18 protein-coding genes and 5 pseudogenes are annotated in these 20,611 nt (G+C 66.0%); 19 read left to right on the top strand and 4 right to left on the bottom strand.

What is annotated here, in order from left to right:
* Positions 1-816: 816 nt before the first annotated feature.
* A complete protein-coding gene (locus PWF70_RS11075; protein WP_055476452.1) occupies positions 817-2,352 on the bottom strand; it encodes an acyl-CoA synthetase in 1,536 nt (511 codons plus the stop codon).
* Positions 2,353-2,467: 115 nt separating this feature from the next.
* On the bottom strand, positions 2,468-3,106 hold the full coding sequence (locus PWF70_RS11070; protein ID WP_055476451.1) for a TetR/AcrR family transcriptional regulator: 639 nt from the start codon (positions 3,104-3,106) through the stop codon (positions 2,468-2,470).
* A gap of 98 nt (positions 3,107-3,204) precedes the next feature.
* Between PWF70_RS11070 and PWF70_RS11065 the strand changes: the two genes are divergently transcribed.
* From PWF70_RS11065 to PWF70_RS11020, 10 genes and pseudogenes are all read left to right on the top strand, one after another.
* Entirely contained in the window at positions 3,205-4,092 is an 888-nt protein-coding gene (locus PWF70_RS11065) for a CoA transferase (RefSeq protein ID WP_055476450.1), read from the top strand.
* 23 nt (positions 4,093-4,115) lie between these two features.
* Positions 4,116-5,321: a thiolase family protein gene (locus PWF70_RS11060; RefSeq protein ID WP_055476449.1), complete on the top strand. Its 1,206-nt coding sequence runs from the start codon at positions 4,116-4,118 to the stop codon at positions 5,319-5,321.
* Positions 5,322-5,373: 52 nt separating this feature from the next.
* Complete coding sequence (locus tag PWF70_RS11055) at positions 5,374-7,047, top strand: long-chain-fatty-acid--CoA ligase (RefSeq protein ID WP_006897082.1); 1,674 nt, start codon at positions 5,374-5,376, stop codon at positions 7,045-7,047.
* A complete protein-coding gene (locus PWF70_RS11050) occupies positions 7,044-7,841 on the top strand; it encodes an enoyl-CoA hydratase/isomerase family protein (RefSeq protein ID WP_008382197.1) in 798 nt (265 codons plus the stop codon). The genes PWF70_RS11055 and PWF70_RS11050 overlap by 4 nt, the downstream gene beginning before the upstream one ends.
* 23 nt (positions 7,842-7,864) lie before the next feature.
* The gene (locus tag PWF70_RS11045; protein WP_008382198.1) at positions 7,865-9,028 is read left to right on the top strand and encodes an acyl-CoA dehydrogenase family protein; all 1,164 of its coding nucleotides are present in this window, start codon (positions 7,865-7,867) and stop codon (positions 9,026-9,028) included.
* Entirely contained in the window at positions 9,025-9,510 is a 486-nt protein-coding gene (locus PWF70_RS11040; RefSeq protein WP_055476448.1) for a MaoC/PaaZ C-terminal domain-containing protein, read from the top strand. Before PWF70_RS11045 ends, PWF70_RS11040 begins: the two co-directional genes overlap by 4 nt.
* Before the next feature lie 521 nt (positions 9,511-10,031).
* Positions 10,032-10,319, top strand: coding sequence for a hypothetical protein (locus tag PWF70_RS11035; RefSeq protein ID WP_006897078.1), 288 nt, complete (start codon positions 10,032-10,034; stop codon positions 10,317-10,319).
* A complete protein-coding gene (locus PWF70_RS11030) occupies positions 10,256-11,161 on the top strand; it encodes a tyrosine-type recombinase/integrase (RefSeq protein WP_006897077.1) in 906 nt (301 codons plus the stop codon). Before PWF70_RS11035 ends, PWF70_RS11030 begins: the two co-directional genes overlap by 64 nt.
* A pseudogene (locus PWF70_RS11025) lies at positions 11,158-11,391 on the top strand (helix-turn-helix domain-containing protein); the annotation flags it as partial. The gene PWF70_RS11030 and the pseudogene PWF70_RS11025, both read left to right, overlap by 4 nt.
* 131 nt (positions 11,392-11,522) lie before the next feature.
* Positions 11,523-11,846: a hypothetical protein gene (locus PWF70_RS11020; protein ID WP_006897075.1), complete on the top strand. Its 324-nt coding sequence runs from the start codon at positions 11,523-11,525 to the stop codon at positions 11,844-11,846.
* Between the two features lie 72 nt (positions 11,847-11,918).
* Here PWF70_RS11020 and PWF70_RS11015 read toward each other — a convergent pair.
* A pseudogene (locus tag PWF70_RS11015) lies at positions 11,919-12,140 on the bottom strand (ATP-binding protein); the annotation flags it as partial.
* A 17-nt stretch (positions 12,141-12,157) separates the two neighbouring features.
* Between PWF70_RS11015 and PWF70_RS11010 the strand changes: the two are divergent.
* Positions 12,158-12,382, top strand: a pseudogene (locus PWF70_RS11010) (IclR family transcriptional regulator domain-containing protein); the annotation flags it as partial.
* A gap of 31 nt (positions 12,383-12,413) precedes the next feature.
* Here the strand turns inward: PWF70_RS11010 and PWF70_RS11005 are convergent.
* A complete protein-coding gene (locus PWF70_RS11005) occupies positions 12,414-13,328 on the bottom strand; it encodes a LysR family transcriptional regulator (protein ID WP_006897072.1) in 915 nt (304 codons plus the stop codon).
* Between the two features lie 151 nt (positions 13,329-13,479).
* Between PWF70_RS11005 and PWF70_RS11000 the strand changes: the two genes are divergently transcribed.
* The 8 genes and pseudogenes from PWF70_RS11000 to PWF70_RS10965 all read left to right on the top strand — a co-directional run bounded on the left by PWF70_RS11000 (position 13,480) and on the right by PWF70_RS10965 (position 20,579).
* Positions 13,480-14,529, top strand: coding sequence for an SDR family NAD(P)-dependent oxidoreductase (locus tag PWF70_RS11000; RefSeq protein WP_020674403.1), 1,050 nt, complete (start codon positions 13,480-13,482; stop codon positions 14,527-14,529).
* A 99-nt stretch (positions 14,530-14,628) separates the two neighbouring features.
* Complete coding sequence (locus tag PWF70_RS10995) at positions 14,629-15,960, top strand: aromatic ring-hydroxylating dioxygenase subunit alpha (protein WP_006897070.1); 1,332 nt, start codon at positions 14,629-14,631, stop codon at positions 15,958-15,960.
* Positions 15,957-16,460, top strand: a complete 504-nt coding sequence (locus PWF70_RS10990; RefSeq protein WP_006897069.1) for an aromatic-ring-hydroxylating dioxygenase subunit beta — start codon at positions 15,957-15,959, stop codon at positions 16,458-16,460. The genes PWF70_RS10995 and PWF70_RS10990 overlap by 4 nt, the downstream gene beginning before the upstream one ends.
* Positions 16,438-16,749, top strand: coding sequence for a hypothetical protein (locus PWF70_RS10985; RefSeq protein WP_006897068.1), 312 nt, complete (start codon positions 16,438-16,440; stop codon positions 16,747-16,749). Before PWF70_RS10990 ends, PWF70_RS10985 begins: the two co-directional genes overlap by 23 nt.
* A gap of 48 nt (positions 16,750-16,797) precedes the next feature.
* A complete protein-coding gene (locus tag PWF70_RS10980; RefSeq protein WP_286352953.1) occupies positions 16,798-18,261 on the top strand; it encodes an alpha/beta fold hydrolase in 1,464 nt (487 codons plus the stop codon).
* A gap of 61 nt (positions 18,262-18,322) precedes the next feature.
* Positions 18,323-18,829, top strand: a pseudogene (locus PWF70_RS10975) (helix-turn-helix domain-containing protein); the annotation flags it as partial.
* Positions 18,829-19,530 (top strand): annotated as a pseudogene (locus PWF70_RS10970) (ISL3 family transposase); the annotation flags it as partial. The pseudogenes PWF70_RS10975 and PWF70_RS10970, both read left to right, overlap by 1 nt.
* A 155-nt stretch (positions 19,531-19,685) precedes the next feature.
* Positions 19,686-20,579: an alpha/beta fold hydrolase gene (locus tag PWF70_RS10965; RefSeq protein WP_286352952.1), complete on the top strand. Its 894-nt coding sequence runs from the start codon at positions 19,686-19,688 to the stop codon at positions 20,577-20,579.
* Positions 20,580-20,611: the final 32 nt, after the last annotated feature.

Below are 20,611 nucleotides of genomic sequence, written 5' to 3'. Positions count from 1 at the left end.
AGGCTCTGTCGCGGGCTTGTTGTTCGGTCACCGGTTTGCGGCCGTCGACAGGGATGAGGGTGTACCACTTCTCGGACTCGAGGTAGCGGGTGGCGAACAGGTACCACTGGCCGACCTTGAGGGGTGTGTCGCCGTCGACGGAAATGTAGACACCGTCCTTGCTCCGCCTTGCTGGTTGACTACTACGCTCTCGGGGACTTCGCCCTTGATCGCTGTTTTGGTGAGCACGCTGTACTGAGTTTCGGGGAGCGGCCCGAGTGCCTTGGTGCCAGCAGCTGATTCGACACGGCCGGTGAAGACGTGTGTGGAGATCGCCACCAGATTACGTAAGTCAGAGGTGTCAGTGAATGAGTCCGCATGGGCGGTTGAGGTGGCCGTGGCCGATTCGAGGGGTGGGATGCCCTCATCGACGGTTTGTTCGCCGCACGCGGTCAGGGTGGCAGCGGCGAAGATGCCGGCGATGCCGAGCGTGAGGGCCGCCGGTCGTGTTGCTCGGTGGTGGGTCATCAGAGTCCCCACTTGTTGCGGTACAGGCCGCGGGTGAGGCCGGTGGGTGTGTAGGACGTTCCGCGGGCCCCGTCATTATCTGCCATCAGGTCGTTGGAGCAGGTGTGGAACAGCCCCAGTTCGTGCCCGACCTCAGTCCAAGTTATGTCACTTTCTAGCAAAAGTGCCTGTCCCCCAGCTGGTTTTAAAGTGCCGATAATTTACGTTATGTAAAGTAGGCGATGCCGAGTATCCCGCGAACTCGACCTCTCCCAGAGCGGGCCAAATGGCAGGTGGCTTGGTAGAGGAGCCTAACGAGCTATCCGATTGTTAGCTGGTGGCGACTGTGCCTTCCGTGATTGCATCACGCAGCACGTGCTTGAGAATCTTCCCCGAGGGGTTACGGGGAATGGGCCGGGTGATGAGCTCGCGCGGAAGCTTGTAACCCGCAATGAACTGGGATCCGTACTCGCGGAGCGACTCCAAGGTGACCTCGCGGCCCTCGACCGGGGTGACGACGGCGATGAGGCTCTCCCCGAGCATCTCGTCCGGCCGCCCGACGACCGCCACATCGGCCACGTCCGGGTGGCCGGCGAGGGCCTGTTCGACCTCCACCGAGTACACGTTGCGCCCGCCCGTGATGATCATGTCCTTCATCCGATCAACGATCGTGATAAACCCGTCGGCGTCCCGGACCGCCACGTCGCCGCTGTGCAGCCAGCCGTCGCGGAGCGCATCGGCGGTGGCCTCGGGCTTGTTCCAGTAGCCCTTCATGATGGTCTCGCCTCGGTAAATGATCTCCCCGGGCTCGCCGACCGCGGTGTCGTTGCCCTCGTCGTCGACGATCCGCGTCTCGGCGTTAGTGATGGACGCCCGTCCGGTGGCATCTGGGCGGGCGCGTACTTCGTCCGGAGTGAGGAAGATGCCGGTCGGGCCGCCTTCGGTTTGGCCGCACAGCTGGAAGAACTGCACGTGCGGCAGGGTGGCGAGCAAGCTGGTCGCCGCGCTCGGCGGCATTGGTGCGGCGCCGAAGAAGCCCAGCCGCCACGCGGACAGATCGCGCGTGCCGAGCTCGGGGTGCTGCAGCAGTATCTGGTACATGGTGGGCACGCCCAGGAACACGGTGATGCGGTGCTTCTCCAGCGCATCCAGGACCGCCTTGGGCTCGAACGCTGGCAGCACCACGTGAGTGGTGCCCAGGCTGAACCCTGACATAACGAACAGGACCAGCTCCGCGCAGTGGTACATCGGCGCGACGTGCAGATTCCGGTCGAAGATATTCATACCGAGTGCGGAAACCGAGTTCCCCACCCACAGCATGCGGTGATGGTCGAACAACGCTCCCTTGGGACGCCCGGTCGTGCCCGAGGTGTAGAGGATAATGCAGTCGTCGTCCTCGATGACCTCCACTTCCGGCGCGGTGGTCGGCATGGTGTCTGCGAGCCGCGCGATGCCCTGCGCGGCGGGCTCGTCCAGCACCAGACTTTGCGGCGCGGACGGCAGCGGATCGAGTTCGTCGAGGCCGGCCACCACCACCGCGAGCCCCTCGGAGTACAGCAGCACCGTCGCACCGGAGTCCTCGAGCAGGTAGCGAAGTTCGCGGGCCGGCACGCGAGGGTTGAGAGGCACGGCGACGGCCCCCAGTCGGAACGCTCCGTACAGGCCCAGGATGTACGCGTCGGAGTTCGGACTCAGCAGTGCCACCCTGTCGCCCTTGCCGACTCCGAGCGACGCCAACGCGTGCGCATACTGATTGATCCGGGCCGCGAGCTGCTCGTACGAGTAGGTGCTCTCGCCGAAGATCAGTGCGGTCTTGTCCGGGTGCCGGCGGGCATTGAGCGCGAGGGCGCCTCCGAGAGTGGCCATGGTGACTCCTGAGGTGTCGATGACTCCGGGATCGGGTATGTGACCCCGGACACAGCAGGAACAGTAACCGCCAGCGTGATGCTTGTACAGATGTTCAGTGAAAGTGAAACTCGGGTCAGGTGGCTGACCCGTGGGAACGATCGACAGCTCCTCCCCCGGACACGCTCACGCCGAGTTCGGGCTTGCTGTGCCCCTCGGTGTGGGTGAAGGTCCCGAGGTGGGTCCAGACGGCATCCACCAGCGGCTGCAGGAACAGTCGGCCCATCTGGTTGATGATCACGTCGACCACCTGGACGGAGTCGGCGCGACCTCGCGAGGCCGCGCCGGTCTCGCGCATCGCAACGACCTCCCGGTGGGTGAGTTCGGTGAGCCGCTCCAGCAGTTGCCCCCGCTGGCCGCCGGGTTCGAGTAGCGCCCGGCGGAGGTAGTTGACCACCTCCGGGTTTCTGAACAGCATTTCCGCGACGGATTCATTCCGGACGCGAGCGATTTCTTCGCCGGCCCCGTCGGTCGGCGCCGAAGCAAGGGCCGACGCAAAACGCTCCACGACGATCTGCTCCACGGCCTCGCGGAGGCCGTCTTTGGACCCGTAGTGATGGACCACCAGCCCGACAGTCACCCCGGCGGCGGCCGCGACCGCCCGCATCGGTGTGCGGTCCTCGCCGTTGGCCGCGTAAAGCTCGAGAGCGGCGTTGCGGATTCGCGCTTTGGCGGTGAGATCTTGGTCGCCGGAGTGCTGGGCGGGGCGGTCCACGCGGTCTCCCTTCGGTCGACAAACGAGTCTACGGGGACGCGCCAATCGCTAAAGCTATACAGTGGCTAAGTTTACTGACTACTTGTATAGTCGCTGGAATGAGTCTTCGATCGCTCCGACCCCTGGCCGGCATACAGGTCGTCTCTTTGGCTACCAACCTGCCCGGTCCGCTGGCCGTGGCAGGCCTTCGTGACCTCGGCGCAGCGGTGATCAAAGTGGAGCCGCCGGTGGGTGACGCCTTGGCCGTGGCCGCGCCCTCCTGGTACGCAGAACTGACACAGGGGGTGGAGGTTCGTCGGGCCGACCTCAAGAGTCGTAGCGGCCTGGAGGAGCTGACCAGGCTGCTCGATACGGCGGACGTGTTGGTGACCGCCATGCGCCCGTCAGCGTTCTGCCGACTCGGCCTCGGCGATCTCAGCGACCGCTACCCGCGGTTGTGCCATGTGGAGATCGTGGGCTACGACGGCGCCGACGAGGAGGTCGCGGGCCACGACCTGACCTATCAGGCGAGATACGGCACCATCCGGCCGCCGCACCTGCCGCTGGTCCCGGTCGCCGACACCGTCGGTGGGGAGCGGGCCATCTCGGCCGCCCTGGCACTGCTGCTGGCGCGGGGACAGCACGACTCCGGTGGACATCAACGCATCACTCTCGACGCGGCCGCGTACGACTCCGCGGCTGCCCTCCGGCACGGCCTGTTTGGCAATGGAGCACCACTGGGCGGGGCTCTGCCCTCCTACAACATCTATGCCACCGCCGACGGCCATATCGCCCTGGGGGCACTCGAGCCGCACTTCGAGGCCCGCACCAGAGAGGTACTCGATTGCGACGGCACATCCGCCGCCTACACCCGCGCCTTCGCCGCGCGCACCACGGCCCACTGGGAGGATCTGGCCGCGCGCCACGACATCCCGCTCAGCGCCGTTCGCGATGCCCACCCGGCCACAGCGCAGACCACTCACGCGCTCACGGCGACTACCGCCTGACCACCTTGAGGAAGGACCCAGTCATGACCGACTCCCCCCAGCCCCGTAGTTCCCGAGCCACCCGCGAGGCGGTGATCGTCGATGCCGTCCGGACCCCGGTCGGCAAGCGCGGCGGGGCGCTGGCCGCCTGGCATCCCGCCGATCTGCTGGGGGCCACCCTCAGTGAACTGGTTCGCCGCAGTGATGTGGCGCCGGAGAAAATCGACGACGTGATCGCTGGCTGTGTGATGACGCACGACCAGCAGAGCTCCAACATCGCCCGCCATGCTGTACTCTCCTCCGGCCTGCCCGATTCGGTGCCGGCCGTGACCGTGGACCGACAGTGCGGCTCGGGGCAGCAAGCTGTCGCATTTGCCGCCCACGGTGTGGAGGCGGGGTCCTACGACCTCGCCATCGCATGCGGCGTGGAGTCGATGTCACAGGTGGCGCTGCCATCCTCACTACAACCCGGCGCCCCGCTCGGCCCGCAGTACTCCCCCCGGGAGCTGGCCCGCTACGACGGCGGACTGCTGGTGCAGGGCCCGTCCAGTGAGCTGATGAACACCCGCTTCGACCTCAGCCGGGAGGAACTCGACGCGTTCAGCCGCCGGAGCCATGAGCGGGCGCTGGCTGCCACCCGCGACGGCCGCTTCGAGACCCAGCTGGTTCCGTTGCGCCGCGACCCGCTCGATGACTCCAGCGAGCCCGTGACCGCGGATGAGGGGATCCGGGCCGAGCTCGACCCGGAGAAGATGGCGTCCCTGCGGGCGGTGTTCGCCGAGGACGGCAAGACCACCGCAGCCAACTCCTCCCAGCTCAGCGACGGTGCCGCCGCACTACTCATCGCCGACCGTGAGTTCGCCGAGGCCCACGGGCTCACCCCCCGCGCCCGCTTCGTGGTCCACGCGGTCGCCGCGGCCGATCCGATCATCCAGTTCACCGCGATCCTCGAGTCCACCCGCAAGGCCCTGGTCCGGTCGGGGCTCACGGTGGACGATATCGACCTGTTCGAGGTCAACGAAGCGTTCGCGGGAGTACCGCTGATGTTCCAAAAAGAGTTCGGCGTCCCCGACGACAAACTCAACGTCAACGGCGGCTCGGTGGCCGTGGGCCATCCCCTCGGATCCACCGGCGCCCGCATGATGACGGACCTGCTGACCGAGCTCGAACGCACCGGCAGCCGATACGGGCTACAGACCATCTGCGAAGCCCACGGCACCGCTAACACCACCATCATCGAACGCCTCTGACGAGCCCCCTCCGTCCCAGCCACCGTCCCAACCCCACTTCAGGAGCACCAACATGACGTCCCACCCCATCGTCACCGGTCTGCCGTCGACACACGGTGACAGTTACCAGCTCAACACCACCACCCTGCTGCGGCACTCCGCCCGGACCTACCCCGAGCAGGAGATCGTATTCCGCACCATCGACGGGGGCTGGGACCGCTACACCTACGCAGACATGTTCGAGCGGGTCGGGAAGTCAGCCCACGCGCTCACCGGGCTGGGGGCCGGCCCCGGAACGGTGGTGGGAATCCTGGATTGGAACTCCAAACGCCATATGGAGCTGTACTGGGCGATTCCCGGTATCGCATCGGTGATGCTGCAGATGAACCTGCGGCTCGCCCCGGTGGACCTGGCCTATGTCACCGACCACGCCGAAGCCTCGATCGTGCTGGTCGACGAGTCCCTGCTGCCCGTGGCCGAGGCGCTGGTCGAGCAGGGCGTCGGGGTGAAGACCTGGGTGGTCATGACGGACAAGCCACTCTCGGAGATCTCCACCACCCTGCCCGGGGTCGTCCACTGGGAAGACGCGCTGACGGCCGCGGAATCGACCTTCGACTGGCCGATGATCGACGAAACCTCGGCGTACAGCGCGTGCTACACCACCGGCACCACCGGCCGCCCCAAGGGCGTGTACTACTCCCATCGCGGGATCTACCTCCACACTCTTGCCGAGGCAGCGCAGTTGAAGATGGGCGACGACGACACCGTCATGGTCATCACCCCGATGTTCCACGGCCAGGGCTGGGGACTGCCGCAGTCGGCCATCTACTCGGCCGCCAAGGTCGTGCTGCCCGGACGGTATACGGCCGAGGACACCTCTGTGCTGGTTGACGCGATGATCTCCGAGTCCGTCACCGTAGCCAACGGTGCCCCCGCGATCTTCGAGCCGATGCTCGACTACATCCGCACACTCAAGACGCGCCCGGACTTCAGCCGCGCCCGTCTGCTGTCCGGGGCGACCGAACCGTCGTTGACGCTCATGCGCGGCTTCCATGACCTCACCGGCGCCGACATCATCCACGCCTACGGCGCCACGGAGACCACTCCGCTGGTCACCGTCAACGCAGGCCTGAAGCACACGCTGCGGGACGTGCTCAGTGAGAAGGAGAAGTGGGATCTCAAGCGGGCCCAGGGTCTGCTGGTCAACGGGATCGACATCAAGGTCGTCGGACCGGACGGAACCGAACTACCCCACGACGGTGTCTCCCAGGGCGAGGTGCTCATGCGCGGCCCGTGGATCATCGAGCGCTACCACAAGATGGAAGACAAAGGCGGCGCGTTCGCCGATGGGTGGTGGCGCAGCGGCGATGCCGGCACGATCCGCCCCGACGGCTACCTCAAGCTGACCGACCGCATCAAGGACGTGGTCAAAAGCGGCGGCGAATGGATCTCCTCGATCGACATGGAAAACGCGATCGTCGCCCACCCACAGGTCCGCGAAGCCGCCGTGGTGGGGATCGAGCATCCCAAGTGGCAAGAGCGCCCGGTTGCGATCGTCGTCCAAGAAGACGGTGCCGATCTTGACGTCGACGACATCCACGCCGTGTTGGAAGACAAGTTCGCCAAGTGGCAACTGCCCGACATCGTCATCTTCGCCGACGCGCTGCCGCGCACCAGCGTCGGCAAGTTGGACAAAAAGACGCTACGCACCGACCACGCCGATCTCTACCGGGGAGCCGAGGAATGAACAACCGGAGCGGACACGATGATGTGGTGCGCAGCGAACGACGCGGAGCCGTCGCGATCCTGCGCATCAACCGACCCGAGGCCCGGAATGCACTGAACGCCGCGGTGTTCGCAGCCTTGAACGGGCACCTAGCCGAGCTGCGGACCGATGACTCCGTGCGCGCCATAGTTTTGGCCGGCGCGAGCGGCGTGTTCTGCGCTGGAGCAGACATCACCGCGTTCGACGCCCTGCGGGCCGATCCGTTGATCGGGCAGCGGCGGGCCTCCGGGGGGACTCTATGGGCCGACCTGGAGAACTTCCCCAAACCGGTGATCGCAGCCGTCGAGGGCCTGGCCCTGGGGGGCGGGCTCGAACTCGTCCTGGCCTGCGACACCAGCATCGTCGGCCAGGGTGCCCGCCTTGGATTACCCGAGGTCAAGCTCGGCGTCATCCCCGGCGGCGGCGGCACCCAACGACTCATCCGGGCGCTCGGCAAACCTCGCGCCATGGCACTGCTGCTCAGCGGCGACCTGGTCACCGGGACCGAGGCCGCCACCCTCGGCCTGGTGGGAAAGGTGGTCGACGACGACGAGGTCGTCGAACAGGCGATCGCCCTGGCGCAGCGGATCTCGGCTAATTCCCCGCTGGCCGTGGCCCTGGCCAAAGACGCCGCCCTGGCCGCGCAGACCGGGTCGATAGCCGCAGGGCTCGAGCACGAAAAGCGCAACTTCGTCTATTCACTCGCCTCAGACGACAGCCACGAGGGCCAGGCCGCCTTCGTGGCCAAGCGTTCGCCGAACTTCACCGGCCGCTGACCCGGCCCGACAAGGACAAGATCATGACCACCACCCTGTTCCCCGACCACCGCCCCACCTGGCAAACCGAGTCCCACGAGTTGCTACGGGACCACGCCCGCGCCTTCTTCGCCAGAGAAGTCACCCCCCGCCAGGCGGACTGGGCCCGGCAGGGCCACGTCGACCGCGAACTCTGGAACAGAGCCGGAGCGGCAGGCCTACTGCTCACCGACATCGCCGAAAAGGACGGCGGCGGGGGAGGCGACTTCGGCCACGAGGCTGTAGTGGCCCAGGAACTGGCGTACGCGCACGACAGCGCGTTCGGCTTCACCGTGCACTCCACGATCGTCAGCCACTACATCAACGCCTACGGGACCGAGGAGCAAAAGCGCCGCTGGCTACCCGGGCTCGCCTCCGGCGAGAAAGTGGTGGCCGTCGCCATGACCGAGCCTGGTACCGGCTCAGACCTGCAGAACGTCAAGACCACAGCGATCCGCGACGGCGACCACTACGTGGTCAACGGCGCCAAGACCTTCATCTCCAACGGCACCCACTGCGACTTGGTTGTCATCGTGGCCAAGACCGATCCAGCGGCCGGCGGCAAGGGCATCTCCCTACTAGTCGCCGAGGTCGACAATAACGTCGCGGGCTTCTCCCGCGGCGCCGTCCTCGAGAAGATCGGCATGCACGGATGGGACACCCGCGAACTCTTCTTTGACGACATGCGGGTACCGGTGGAGAACATCCTTGGCGAGGAGGGCTCCGGCTTCGCCGAACTCATGACCCAGTTGCCGCGGGAGCGACTCATCATCGGAGTCGCCGGCGTGGCAGTGGCCGAGGCCGCGGTGATCGAGACCATCCGGTACGTCAAAGAGCGCGATGCGTTCGGCAAGAAACTCCTGGACTTCCAGAACACCCAGTTCGTACTAGCCGAGTGCAAGGCCGACGTCTACGCCGGCAAGGCGCTGATCGACGACGGCATCCGCCGCCAGATCGACGGCACCCTCGACGCCGCCGGCGCCTCGATGATCAAGCTGTGGGCCACCGACATGCAGTGCCGCGTGGTGGACAAGTGCCTACAGCTGTTCGGTGGCTACGGCTACATGATGGAGTACCCCATCGCCCAGATGTACACCGCCTCCCGCGTGCAGCGGATCTACGGCGGCACCAACGAGATCATGAAGCTGCTCGTAGCCAGGTCGCTGTGAACGCCACTCCCCCAAGTCCGTCCGTCTACGCCGAAGACTTCACCCCGGGCCAGATCCTCGAACTGGGCGATCACACCGTCTCCAAGGCCGAACTGGTGGATTTCGCCACACGCTGGGACGCACAGTGGTTTCACATCGATGAGGAAGCGGCCGATCAGGGACACTTCCGCGGACTCATCGCCAGCGGGGTACACACCATCGCCATCGCTCAACGGCTGCTCACACAAACAGTGCTCAACCAATGGGCAGTGATCGCCGGGCTCGGATTCGACCGGGTCCGGTTCCCGGTGCCCGTCCGACCCGGGAACGTTCTCACCGGAACCGTCCGGATTGCCGAGGTCACTCTCGACGGAACACGCGGGCGAGTGAAGATGGAGATGCGGCTGACCGATCAGGACGACCACACCGTCCTCTACGCCGAACTGACCATCGTCATGTGGCAAAGAGAGCAGGCCACGACACCGTCCGGAGGCTTCAACTGACACACGGCAGGACGTCACCAGAAAGAGCCACGGTCCCGCCCTACATCGACGAAGCGACCTTCATCTCGTATCCGCAAGTCAGCGTGGGACGTGACGACCCCACCTCACGACGGTGGCTCAAGGTAGTCAAACCCCCGTCCGAGCGCGTCCGCTAGCTAGCGATCGATTTCGCGACACTCACAGAACCAGTCGTTTCCGCAGGGCAGCAGTGTCCGAAAACTCGTGTCGCCTTGCCACCCACATCGAGCACCGGTAACCAGACGTTATGACAAGTAGCGGGTGCTGAGTTGTAAGTTCTGCGAACTCGACACCTCCCGGACATTCTCTCGCCCGCCCTGTCCGGCACCCCGACTGACCTGCACGTCGTCACGTGACGGACCGCTTCCCGGGGCCGCCTCTGAGTGCAGTGGCCCAACCTCCGCGGACTGACTGGCAATGCCGCTACCTGCGACCTCTTGTGTTGATTCGCGCAAAGTGCGATACTTTCGCATATATCGCGAACCATGTTTGGGTGGTGCGAGATGGCAGATCAGGATCCTCCGCCGGGGTCGGCGCGGCTGCAATTGGCCGACGGCATCGCTGTCCTGCGGCCGGAAGCCGCGGTGTTCGAGGCGATGGTCACCGGGTGGTCGCACCAGCAGATGGCCCGGAACCTGTCCGTTGGCACGATCGCGGCCCAGGTCGCCACGATCCGGCGGTTCCAGGACTTCTGCGGTGTCGCCGGCCCCTGGCACTGGACGCCCCGATGGTCGATGACTGGTTCACCGAACTGCGCGGGGTCCACGGCCTGGCCCTGGGCACGGTGCTGAGCTACCAGGGTGCACTGCGGCATTTCATGGACTACCTGCTCGATCCGGCCTACGAGTGGACCCAGCAATGCCAGGACCGATTCGACACGCATCCGATACAGATCATCACCGAGGCCAACTCGGCCCGCCACACCTACGAGGGCCCCGACAATCCACTCAAACGGGCCTACACCACCGATGAACTGCAGGACCTTTGCGATTTCGCGGACGATCAGGTCAACCACCGTTTCGAGGCTGGCTCGAAGGGCGCGATGGTGGCCCTGCGGACCGCGACGATCATCAAGGTCGCCTACGCGTGGGGCCTGCGTCGCAACGAAGTCCGCATGCTGGATCTGACAGACTTCGGACCGAACCCTCGAGCACCACAGTTCGGCCAGTTCGGGTTCTGCTACGTCCGCCACGGCAAACCCGGCAAGGGATCTGCGGCCAAGCGGCGTGGCGTCCTGACGGTCCCGGAGACCGCCTGGGCGATCGACTGCCTCAAACGATGGATCGACCAGGGCCGCACCACCTTTGACCACCCGGTCGGGACCGCATTGTTCCCGACCGAGCGATCCGAGCGCATCTCGAACGGCGCGTTGTCCCATAGCTTCGCCGACCTCTGCGACACCGCCGGCCTGACCGATCCCGGACTGGATTTTCACTCCCTGCGCCGCAGCTACGTCACGCTGCTGGTCGAGTCCGGATACGACACCCGCTTCATCCAGGAACAAGTCGGACACAAGTACGCCTCAACCACCTCGCTCTACACCTTCGTCTCCCCCGACTACCGCAGCCGTGTCGTGGCCGCCGCACTTCGCGCCGCGGCCAAACGCCTGCCCGAAAGGACCGACCAGCAATGAAACACCGGATCGCCTACCAGTGGCGACTACGCCAGGTCATGACCGACCGAGATATGCACACCCTGTCCGACCTGATCACGCCATTGCACGACGTGGGAATCGAACTCTCCGCCTCCCAGCTCTACCGCCTCCTGGGACGCACCCCTGAGCGACTGCCCCTGGCCCTACTCGGAGCGCTGTGCCACGTCCTGGACTGCACCGTCGAAGACCTCTGCGTCTTCCACGTCGACACCTCCCCCTCCAGACGCACCGCCACAGCCACCGACGCCTCCCCCGCAACCGACGTGCCACTGCGACCGAAGCGGGCACACATCCACCGACCCGGACCGACGGCGTAGACCCCCAGGCAGGCGGCGGACACATGGCTGACACATCGAAGTACCACTGCACACGGTGCAACGACGAGCAGCAGCATCGCGGAGTGCGCTGGCCCGAGGGCTTCGTCTGCCGCCGCTGCTACCAACAGGCCACCCGCCGACGCGGCACCTGCCCCCGCTGCCAACGCCCGGATCGACTGCTGCCTGGCCTCGCCAACGACCAGCCCATCTGCACTGACTGTGCCGGAATCGACGACCCCCGACTGACCTGCACCCGCTGCGGAGACCAGGACGAACCCCACCGCCGAGGACTGTGCGCACGATGCTGCCTCACCGACGACCTGACCGCTGAAGTGCCCCGGGTTTGATGGAGACATCGATTACCCGGGGCACTTCAATGGGATCTGCCCAGAAGTTGGCCATCTCGGGTTTTCGGGTTGTCAGGACAAGGGCTTCACTCCCTGGCCTGCGAGTGCTTCGGAGAGGCGGACGGAGTCGCCGCTGGTCTGGCAGACGTGGGCGCGGTGCAGTAGCCGATCCACTGTCGCGGTGGCGATGGTCTTGGGCATGAGTTCGTCGAAACCGGCCGGGTGCAGGTTCGAGCTGATCGCGATGGCACGTTTCTCGTAGGCGGCGTCCACCAGGCGGTAAAGCCCATTCGCTAGGCACCCGGACCGAACTTCTCGACGCGGTGCGCACGATCCGTTCCCGGGGGTTCGCGTCGAGCAAGGAGGAGAGCGAGGAGGATGTCGCCTCCCTCGCCGTCGCACTGGCCTCGACCCGCTCTCCGCGGTTGGCTGTCAAGGCCTCGCTGCCGCTCAGTCGCATGAGCTCGGCGACCGAGCAGGACATCCTCACTCGGCTGGTAGCTGCGGCGGAGGAGATCGACCATCTCCTGCTCTGATCGGCGTGGTCAGGCCGAAGTCGGCTGGGCCTCAGGCTGGACTGGGCTGCCCGCCGTCCCGGTCCAGCCGGTTGCCGGTCCCCTGGACGTGGCGCACGAAGGACCGTACCGCCGGGGCGATGCCTCCTTCGCGTGACCAGTAGATCCACAGCGGGGCGCTCATCGGGGTGTGCTCGTCGACCAGCACTGGCCATCTGGCCGAGTCGTCGGCACTGAGGTTGTCGTCGGCGATGACGGCCACGCCCAGCCCTGCCCGGGCGAGCGCAACGATGGTGGTGGCGTTGACGCTCTCCGACGTGATGTCGAGCCCGAAGCCCCCTGCCCGCAGCGCCGGCTCCAGCAGGCGCCGGGTGAGGCTATCGGCGTGCCCGGTGAGCACCGGCTGGCCACGCAATTCAGCGACCAAGACGTGGCTCCGGCCCCGCCACGGGTGGTCGTCGGAGGTCACCACCGCCAGCCGCACGTCGCCGAGCTGGTGGCCCGCAAGACGCTGGTCGGCCTGCCCGAGGCCCGTCACGAGATCGACGTCCCCGTTAAGCACCTGTTCGATCGCGGGCAGGCCCGAGTACTCGTGGACGGCGACGTGGATAGCGGGATGCGCCGACCGGAAGGTGCCGATCAGGGGCGCGAGGAACCGTGACACGTGCGGATATGCGCAGGCCACCGTGACGACGCCCGCTCGACCGCGAGCGAGTTCGTGGGCAAACTGGGAGACCGACTCCGCTCGATTCAGCAGGTAATGGGCGCGGGGCAGCAATTGATTCCCGGCACCGGTGAGCTGTACTCCGCGGCCGGACCTCTCGAAGAGGGCGATGCCCAGCTCCGCCTCCAGCGCCTTGATCGAACGCCACAGCGAGGGCTGCGGCACATCGAGGGTGGCGGCGGCGCGGAGGAACGACCCCTCGCGGGCCACCGCAACGAGATACCTGAGTTGACGCAGCTCCACGCACGGCTCCTAGTTTCACCAGTGAATAGCTCGATACCAAAATAGCCCATAGACAGCCTGTGATGAAGGTCATACTCTTTTATGTGTACTGCAATGCAGAAAGCCGTCCTAACTTGAGGAGAATTGGATGTCGGAGTCTGGTGGAGAAACCGTGGCCACTGCGCGGCAGCGTCAGCTGGTCGAGCGGGCACTCGGTGAGTGGCAGGGCGAGGCGGCGGGTCGAGTCATCGTTGTCACCGGTGGAGCCCGCGGCATCGGCCGTTCCCTCTGCGAGGGACTGTTGCGCGCCGGCGCCAAGGTCGTTGCAGCGGACCTGACGTGGGACGACGCTGACGACTTCCGCAAGCAGCTGGAGTCGGACGGCAGCGGCATGGCCGTCGACATGGACATCACCGACGACGACGCCCTCGACGCCGCCCGAGACGCTGTAATCGACAGGTTCGGGACCGTCGACGTCCTAGTGAACAACGCGTCTCTGGTCTCCGAAACCCTCTTCCCGCCCACAGGCCACCGGAACACCCTTGACACGACCGACCGCGACTGGGAGGTGATGTTCGGCGTCAACGTGTTCGGCACGCTGAAGGCCATCCGCCGGTTCATCGAGCCGATGCGGGCCCAGCAGCGGGGCAGCATCGTCAACGTCGTCAGCAGTGGCGTCCTGGCCGTCGCCGCCGGCGGCGGCTACCACGGGCTGCGCCCGTGGACGGTCGAGATGCCTTACCAGGCCACCAAGGCCGCCGTGATGGCGCTGACCTTCTACCTCGCCGAGGAAGTGCGCGGCGACGGGGTCGCGGTTAACGCGATCATGCCGGGGCACACCCGAGCGTCGTGGTTCGACGCCACCGCCCGGGCCTTCAACGAGCAGGGCATTGCCTACTTCATGCGCCCGGCGATTCCCGAGCACCTGCTGCCGATCTCGCTCTTCCTCGCCGCCCAGGACAGCGCGGGGACGTCCGGGCGCCTCTACTACGTGCCGGAGTGGAACTACGACCACGGCTACGAGGACTACGCCGCCTGGCAGGACCATGAGCTGCCTCCGGACATGGAGGAGATCTACAGCCGGCTGGAAGCCGCGACCCCGTCATACGAGCGGGCCGGCGTGGCCCACCTCCCCTTCGACGCGCAGGGTGCCCTGTACGCCGCGGGCATGGCAAACCTCGGGGCCCAGAACAGTTGGACCAGCAATGACAGCGCTCAGTGATACCGCAGACGCCCAGACGATCCGCCTACAGGTGGGCCGTTCGGGTCCGCCCTCCCATCTCACCTCACGCAACCCGTCAGACCCCGAGAGGACCCGATCATGACCAGCATTAGCGAACGCCCCGTTGACGTGGCCGCCGCAAGACTGCACGACCTGGTGAAGCCCGACGAGGGTGCCGTCAGCAGAACAGTCTTCGTCGACGAGGCAACCTACCGCAAGGAATTGGACCGGGTATTCACCAAGACGTGGTTGTTCATCGGCCACGAGTCCCAGTTGAGTGAGCCGGGCGACTACCTGACGAACTTCATGGGCGAGGACCCTGTGATCGCCACTCGCGGTGCGGACGGAGTGATCCGGGTGATGCTCAACTCCTGCGCCCACCGGGGCATGGCCGTGTGTAGCACCGACGCCGGGTCCTCGAAGTTCTTCCGCTGCCCCTACCACGGCTGGACCTACAGCAACAACGGCGATCTGATCGGTGCACCGCGCGCAGATACCGTCTACCATGGCGAGCTGGACAAGCCGCGCCTAGGTCTGAAGGCCGTTCCGCGGGTGGAGAACTACAAGGGCTTCATCTTCGCCAATTGGGACGAGGACGCCATCCCGCTGGTAGACTACCTCGGCGCTGACCAGCTCTGGTATCTGGACCTGGCCTTCGAGGCGCCGCTCGGCGGGCTCGAGGTGATCGGCCCCACGATGAAGTTCCGGATCAAGGCCAACTGGAAGCTGGCGGCGGAGAACTTCGCCGGCGACGACTACCACGTGCTCTACACACATGGGTCGGCCTTCCAGATCGGCTTCCTCCCCGATTACGACACGCTCGGCGACTACATCGCATACTTCGACCACGGCCACGGGATGGGCGACATCAGCAAGCCCGGCCGGGCCTATCAGAACGACGTCGGGATGGCTCAGCTCCTCGGGCCGGAGGCGATCGAGTACGTCAACGCCGTGCACGAGCGGCTCAAGGCCCGGGTCTCCCCGCTGCAGGCGGAGATGCACGGGCTCGGTCAGGGCAATATCTTCCCGAACCTGTCATGGATCAAGTTCGGCGTCTTCCACGTCTTCGGGCTCTTCCAATGGCACCCGAGGGGACCGGGTGAGATCGAGGTCTGGCAGACGGCGCTCTTCGACCGCGACGCGCCGCAGTCGGTCAAGGACTTCGCCCGCACCCAGATGTCCCAGGAGAACGCCGCGGCCGGGATCTTTGGCCAGGACGATGGCGAGAACTTCGAGCAAATCACCGAGTCCGCCCGAGGGGTGGTCTCCCAGACCCGGGATTTCAACTACGCGATGGGCCTGGGGCACGAGGGCGAGATCCACGAGGAGGGATACCCCGGCCATTTGGGGCCCCACTATTCGGAGCAGAACCACCGCAACTTCTATCGCTACTGGCTCGAACTCATGACCACCCCGGGAGAGCAGAAATGACCAATTCCCTCACCGATCTGCGCCGCGACGTCGAGGACTTCCTCTACAGCGAGGCCAAGATGCTCGACGAGCAACGCTACGACGAGTGGCTCGACCTGTTCACTGAGGATGTCCATTACTGGATGCCGATCACGGAGACCCGTGAGGTGCGGCAGCACCGGGACCACGTCCCCGGCGAGTGGTCGCTCATGGAGGAGGACGCCCGTTTCCTCGCCAAGCGGATGGAGCGCTTGGCCGGTGGCCTTGCCCACGCGGAGCAGCCGCGGTCGCGGACGCGCCGGTTCATCAGCAACGTCCTGGTCACCCCCGGGCCGGACGGCGACCTGGTAGCGGAGTGCAACTTCATCATCTTCCAGTCCCGGCGAGCCAACTCCGAGCAGTTCTTCGTCGGCTCCCGTCGCGACCGGATCGTGACCTCCGGTGAGAGCTGGAAGATCGCCGAACGGACCGTGCTCCTCGACCACCGGGTGTTGCCCCGTGCCATCTCCATCTTCTTCTGAGGCCCAGGCGGCTGACCTCGACGGCAGTCGGGACGTCGGGGCTGATGGCGCACCAGAGCCGAGTTCTTGGCTGCGCATCGGCTCTGCCGACGGCGAGCTCGTAGTCCGCAACGAGTTCGCCCGGGTGCGGGTACGCGCCGACCGAGACGGCAACGACCTTCGCCTGGCCATCCGTAGCCTGCGCACCGGCCGCGAGGTCTTCCTTGACGCGCTGCAGCTGGAGAGCCTCACCTGGCTCGACGAGAGGGCCTACACGACATTGCTCTCCGAGCCGTTCGGACCGGAGTGACCGACCATCCCGCACCGGCCGCACGGCCGAACAGAGAGGAGCTTCAACGTGACGAGCACTGAAGGGGGAATGGCCCAGCCCCAGGGGAACTCGTTCTGGGTGGACCTGCTGGGAACCGAGGTCCGGTACCGCCAGGCGAGCTCTTACCGCACCCGCAGCATCGAGGCAGGCGCCGGTGAGCCGGTAGTCCTGCTGCACGGCGTGAGCGGGCACGCCGAGACCTGGGTGCGCAACGTCGCCGTCCTCGGCCGGGACTTCCGCGTGCATGCCATTGACATGCTGGGTCATGGCTTCACCGACAAGCCGCAGATCGAGTACTCGATCCGCGCGCTCGCCGAGCACGTGCTCGGCTTCCTCGACGAGATCGGCGCCTCGCGAGCCCACCTGGTCGGGCAGTCTCTCGGTGGCTGGGTCGCGGCGTTTCTCGCCGTCCACCACCCCGAGCGGGTCGCCTCGCTCGTCAGCGTCACCGGGGCGGGGCTGCAGGTGGACGCCGACGGTGCCACGCTGACCGAGAACGTCGGCCGGCAGGTCGCGGAGGCTACCACCAAGGCTCTGGACACCCCGACCCGGGAGAAGGTCCGGACTCGGCTGGAATGGCTGGTCCATGACCCGTCCGTGGTCACCGACGAACTGGTGGAGACCCGGTACCGGATCTACGCCAGCCCGGACTTCGCCGCCACCGCCGGTGACATGGTCGCCGCATTCACCTCCCGGCCCCGGCCGGAGGAACTGCTGACCGCCGAGCGGCTCGCGACGATCAACTGCCCGACGCTCGTGCTGTGGACCCGGCAGAACCCGACCATGCCGTGGACGGTGGGGGAGGCGGCCAGCCGGATCATTCCCGATGCAACGTTCCGTCTGATGGAGGACGCCGGTCACTGGCCGCAGTTCGAGAAGCCGGCGGAATTCCACGCTGTCGTCGGCGGTTTCGTGCGTTCGGTCACCGCGGGGCGCCGAGGTGGGCGCACCGACGGCGACGGCGACGGCGGCCCCACGGATCGAGGCCGCCGCGAGCTGCCCGATGCGGGCCATCACCGTCTCCGACCCCCTGGTGGACGAACCATCGCTGCCGCGGCGCGGCCGGTGACCGACGGAGTTTCGCCGGACGCGGTGGCAACCGCGGTCGAGAACGAACCCCGTCGGGCGGCGGTGGCCGGTACGCCCTGTGCCCCGGTTCGTGAACGTGCTACCACCGACGTTAGCGGCCGGCTGCGCCGTTCAGCAGGTTCTCTCCGCTCGCGCTCTCGGTTGGAGGGGTGGCAGCCGCAATGGCCGATCGCTGAGCGGGTCAACGACCACGTTGTCAGACCGGGCGACTCGCGATCCGGGGCTCGATGCCAGCATCCCGGGCTGCCACGCGTACAGCATTTGGTCGCCGCGGCGGGCATATCGTTGACGCCCAAGAGGATACCGGCCTGCCTTCCTGCCGCACCTCGGGCACTGGCCCAGTCGGCTAGATGTACTGACCACGGAGGTTGTGTCTCCGGTCGGCATGGCGAGATGAAATGAGGAAGACCTCCGTGTGAGGTGTGAAAGCGACCAAGCAACCACACCCACAACGGAGGTCTTCGTGTCCCACGCTAACGCGACCTTGACGCCCACGGGAAGACTGCGCCTGGCCCGGTGTGTCGTCGAAGACGGCTGGCCCCCGGCCCGAGCTGCGGAACGGTTCGGTGTCTCGGTCACCACGGCCCGACGCTGGGCCAGCCGGTATCGCGAGCAGGGCAAGGCCGGCATGGTTGACCGCTCCAGCCGGCCGCACACCTGCCCCCACCGCACCCCGCGTCGTCGGGAGCGCCGGGTGATCGGCCTGCGCGTATCGCGCCGGTGGGGGCCAGCCCGAATCGCTTACCACCTGGGAATGCACCCCTCGACGGTGCACAAGATCCTGTCCCGCTTCGGGTGCGTGCGCCTGGCGTTCACCGACCCGGCCACCGGCGCCCCGGTGCGCGCCACCAAGCGACGCCCGCAGCGCTATGAGCACGCCGCACCGGGCGATCTGGTGCACGTGGACATCAAGAAGCTCGGACGCATCCCCGACGGCGGCGGGCACAAGTTCCTCGGCCGCGCCAAAGGATGGTCCCGGGCCGTTCGGCGAAGGTCCTCACCGAGTGGCTCAACGCCCGCGACCAGGCATTTCGAGACCGAGTCAAGGTGGTCACGATGGACGGGTTCGCCGGCTACCACTCCGCCGCAGCCAAGGCCGTGCCCGCAGCACGCACGGTGATGGACCCGTTCCACGTCGTGCATCTTGCCGCCGACAAGCTCACCGTGTGCCGCCAACGCATCCAGCAGGCCACCACCGGGCACCGGGGCCGCACCGGCGATCCGCTGTACGGCATCCGCAGGACGCTCAACACCCGGGCAGGGCTGCTGACCGACAAACAGAAAGTGCGCTTGTTCAAGGCGTTCACCGCCAACGATGCGCACGCGGCGGTGGAGGTCACCTACGGCGTCTACCAGCGACTCATCGCCGCCTACGAGGCCTCGGGCAAGCGGGAGGGCAAGATCGCGATGTACAAGCTCCTGCGCTCGATCCGGACCGGGGTGCCCACCGAGCTGCCCGAGCTCGCCCAGCTCGGCCGGTCGCTATGGAAGCGGCACCGCGAGATCCTCGCCTACTTCGACGTGGGTGCCTCCAACGGCCCCGTCGAGGCCATCAACGGCAGGCTCGAACACCTCCGCGGAATCGCCCTGGGCTTCCGCAACCTCAAGCACTACATCTTGCGGTCACTGATCCACTCCGGACAGCTTCAGGATCGGATCAATGCACTCTGAATCCGGAAGGGCCCTTTCTATTGACAGTCGATGCGGAGGCGCGTAGCTTTCAGGCACACGCAGAAGAGATTTCTACTGGCCAGAACTACCACGTCGGTAGGGGTCGAACTGCGATGAATTGTTCAATCGTTATCGTGCACAGAAAGGCGTTATCCGTGCCAAGCTCTTCAATCACCCAGAAGTTCCATACCGTCGATGTGAAAGGGGTTCAGACGCGTTATTTCGACGACGGCCAGGACAAGGATCCGATCCTCCTCATCCATGGGGGGCATTTCGGGTTCTTCATACCGGCCGGAATCGAATCCTGGGGCAACGTTCTAGAGGATTTCGGCGAGTACGGCCGTGTCCTCGCGGTCGACAAACTCGGTCAGGGCGAGACTGGTCTCCCGCTGAATGACGAAGACTGGACTGTCGACGCGGTCGCCGAACACGTTGCGAACTTTGCAACTCAGTTGGGGCTCAAGAACCTGACCCTGGTGGGTCACTCGCGCGGCGGCATGACGGCGGTCCTTCTCGCGTTGAAGTACCCTGAGATGGTAAAGAAGCTGGTCATCATCAGCAGTGCGACTGCGGCACCGGCGCCGCCCGTCGGAACCGACATGGACTTCTACGAGCGAGTCGAAAGGACTGCCCCCGGAGGTTCGGCCGAGTTGATCCGTCACTATCATGCTGCCCAGGCGGTTAATGAGGGAGATCTGCCCGAGGACTACATCGGGATCGCCACAAAGTGGCTCGAGAGCGAAAAGCAGCTCGACGCTGTCGCCGGATATGCACGCAATGCGGAGGAGCACTGGTTGCCTAGCCTCAGCGAGGGCAGGCGCTGGGTTCAGGAACGGCTTGCCGACGCAGGAATCCCGGTGCCGACGCTGGTTGTGTGGGGAGTCAATGATCGATCGGCGCCGGTGTCGATGGGTAAGGGGCTCTTCGATCTGATCGCTGCCAACACCCTGGATAGCTCGCTCTATCTCATCAACAACGCTGGTCATCACGTGTTCAGTGACCAGCGCGAAAAGTTCAACGCCGCGGTTGGTGCGTTCATCTCGCTTTAGCCTCGATCTTTCGTGAGGTGGCGGTCGTCTGT

Source organism: Gordonia sp. Swx-4 (genome assembly GCF_030316175.1).
In the GTDB taxonomy this organism is placed as follows: domain Bacteria; phylum Actinomycetota; class Actinomycetes; order Mycobacteriales; family Mycobacteriaceae; genus Gordonia; species Gordonia alkanivorans.
This window is presented reverse-complemented; position numbering and strand designations above follow the sequence as displayed.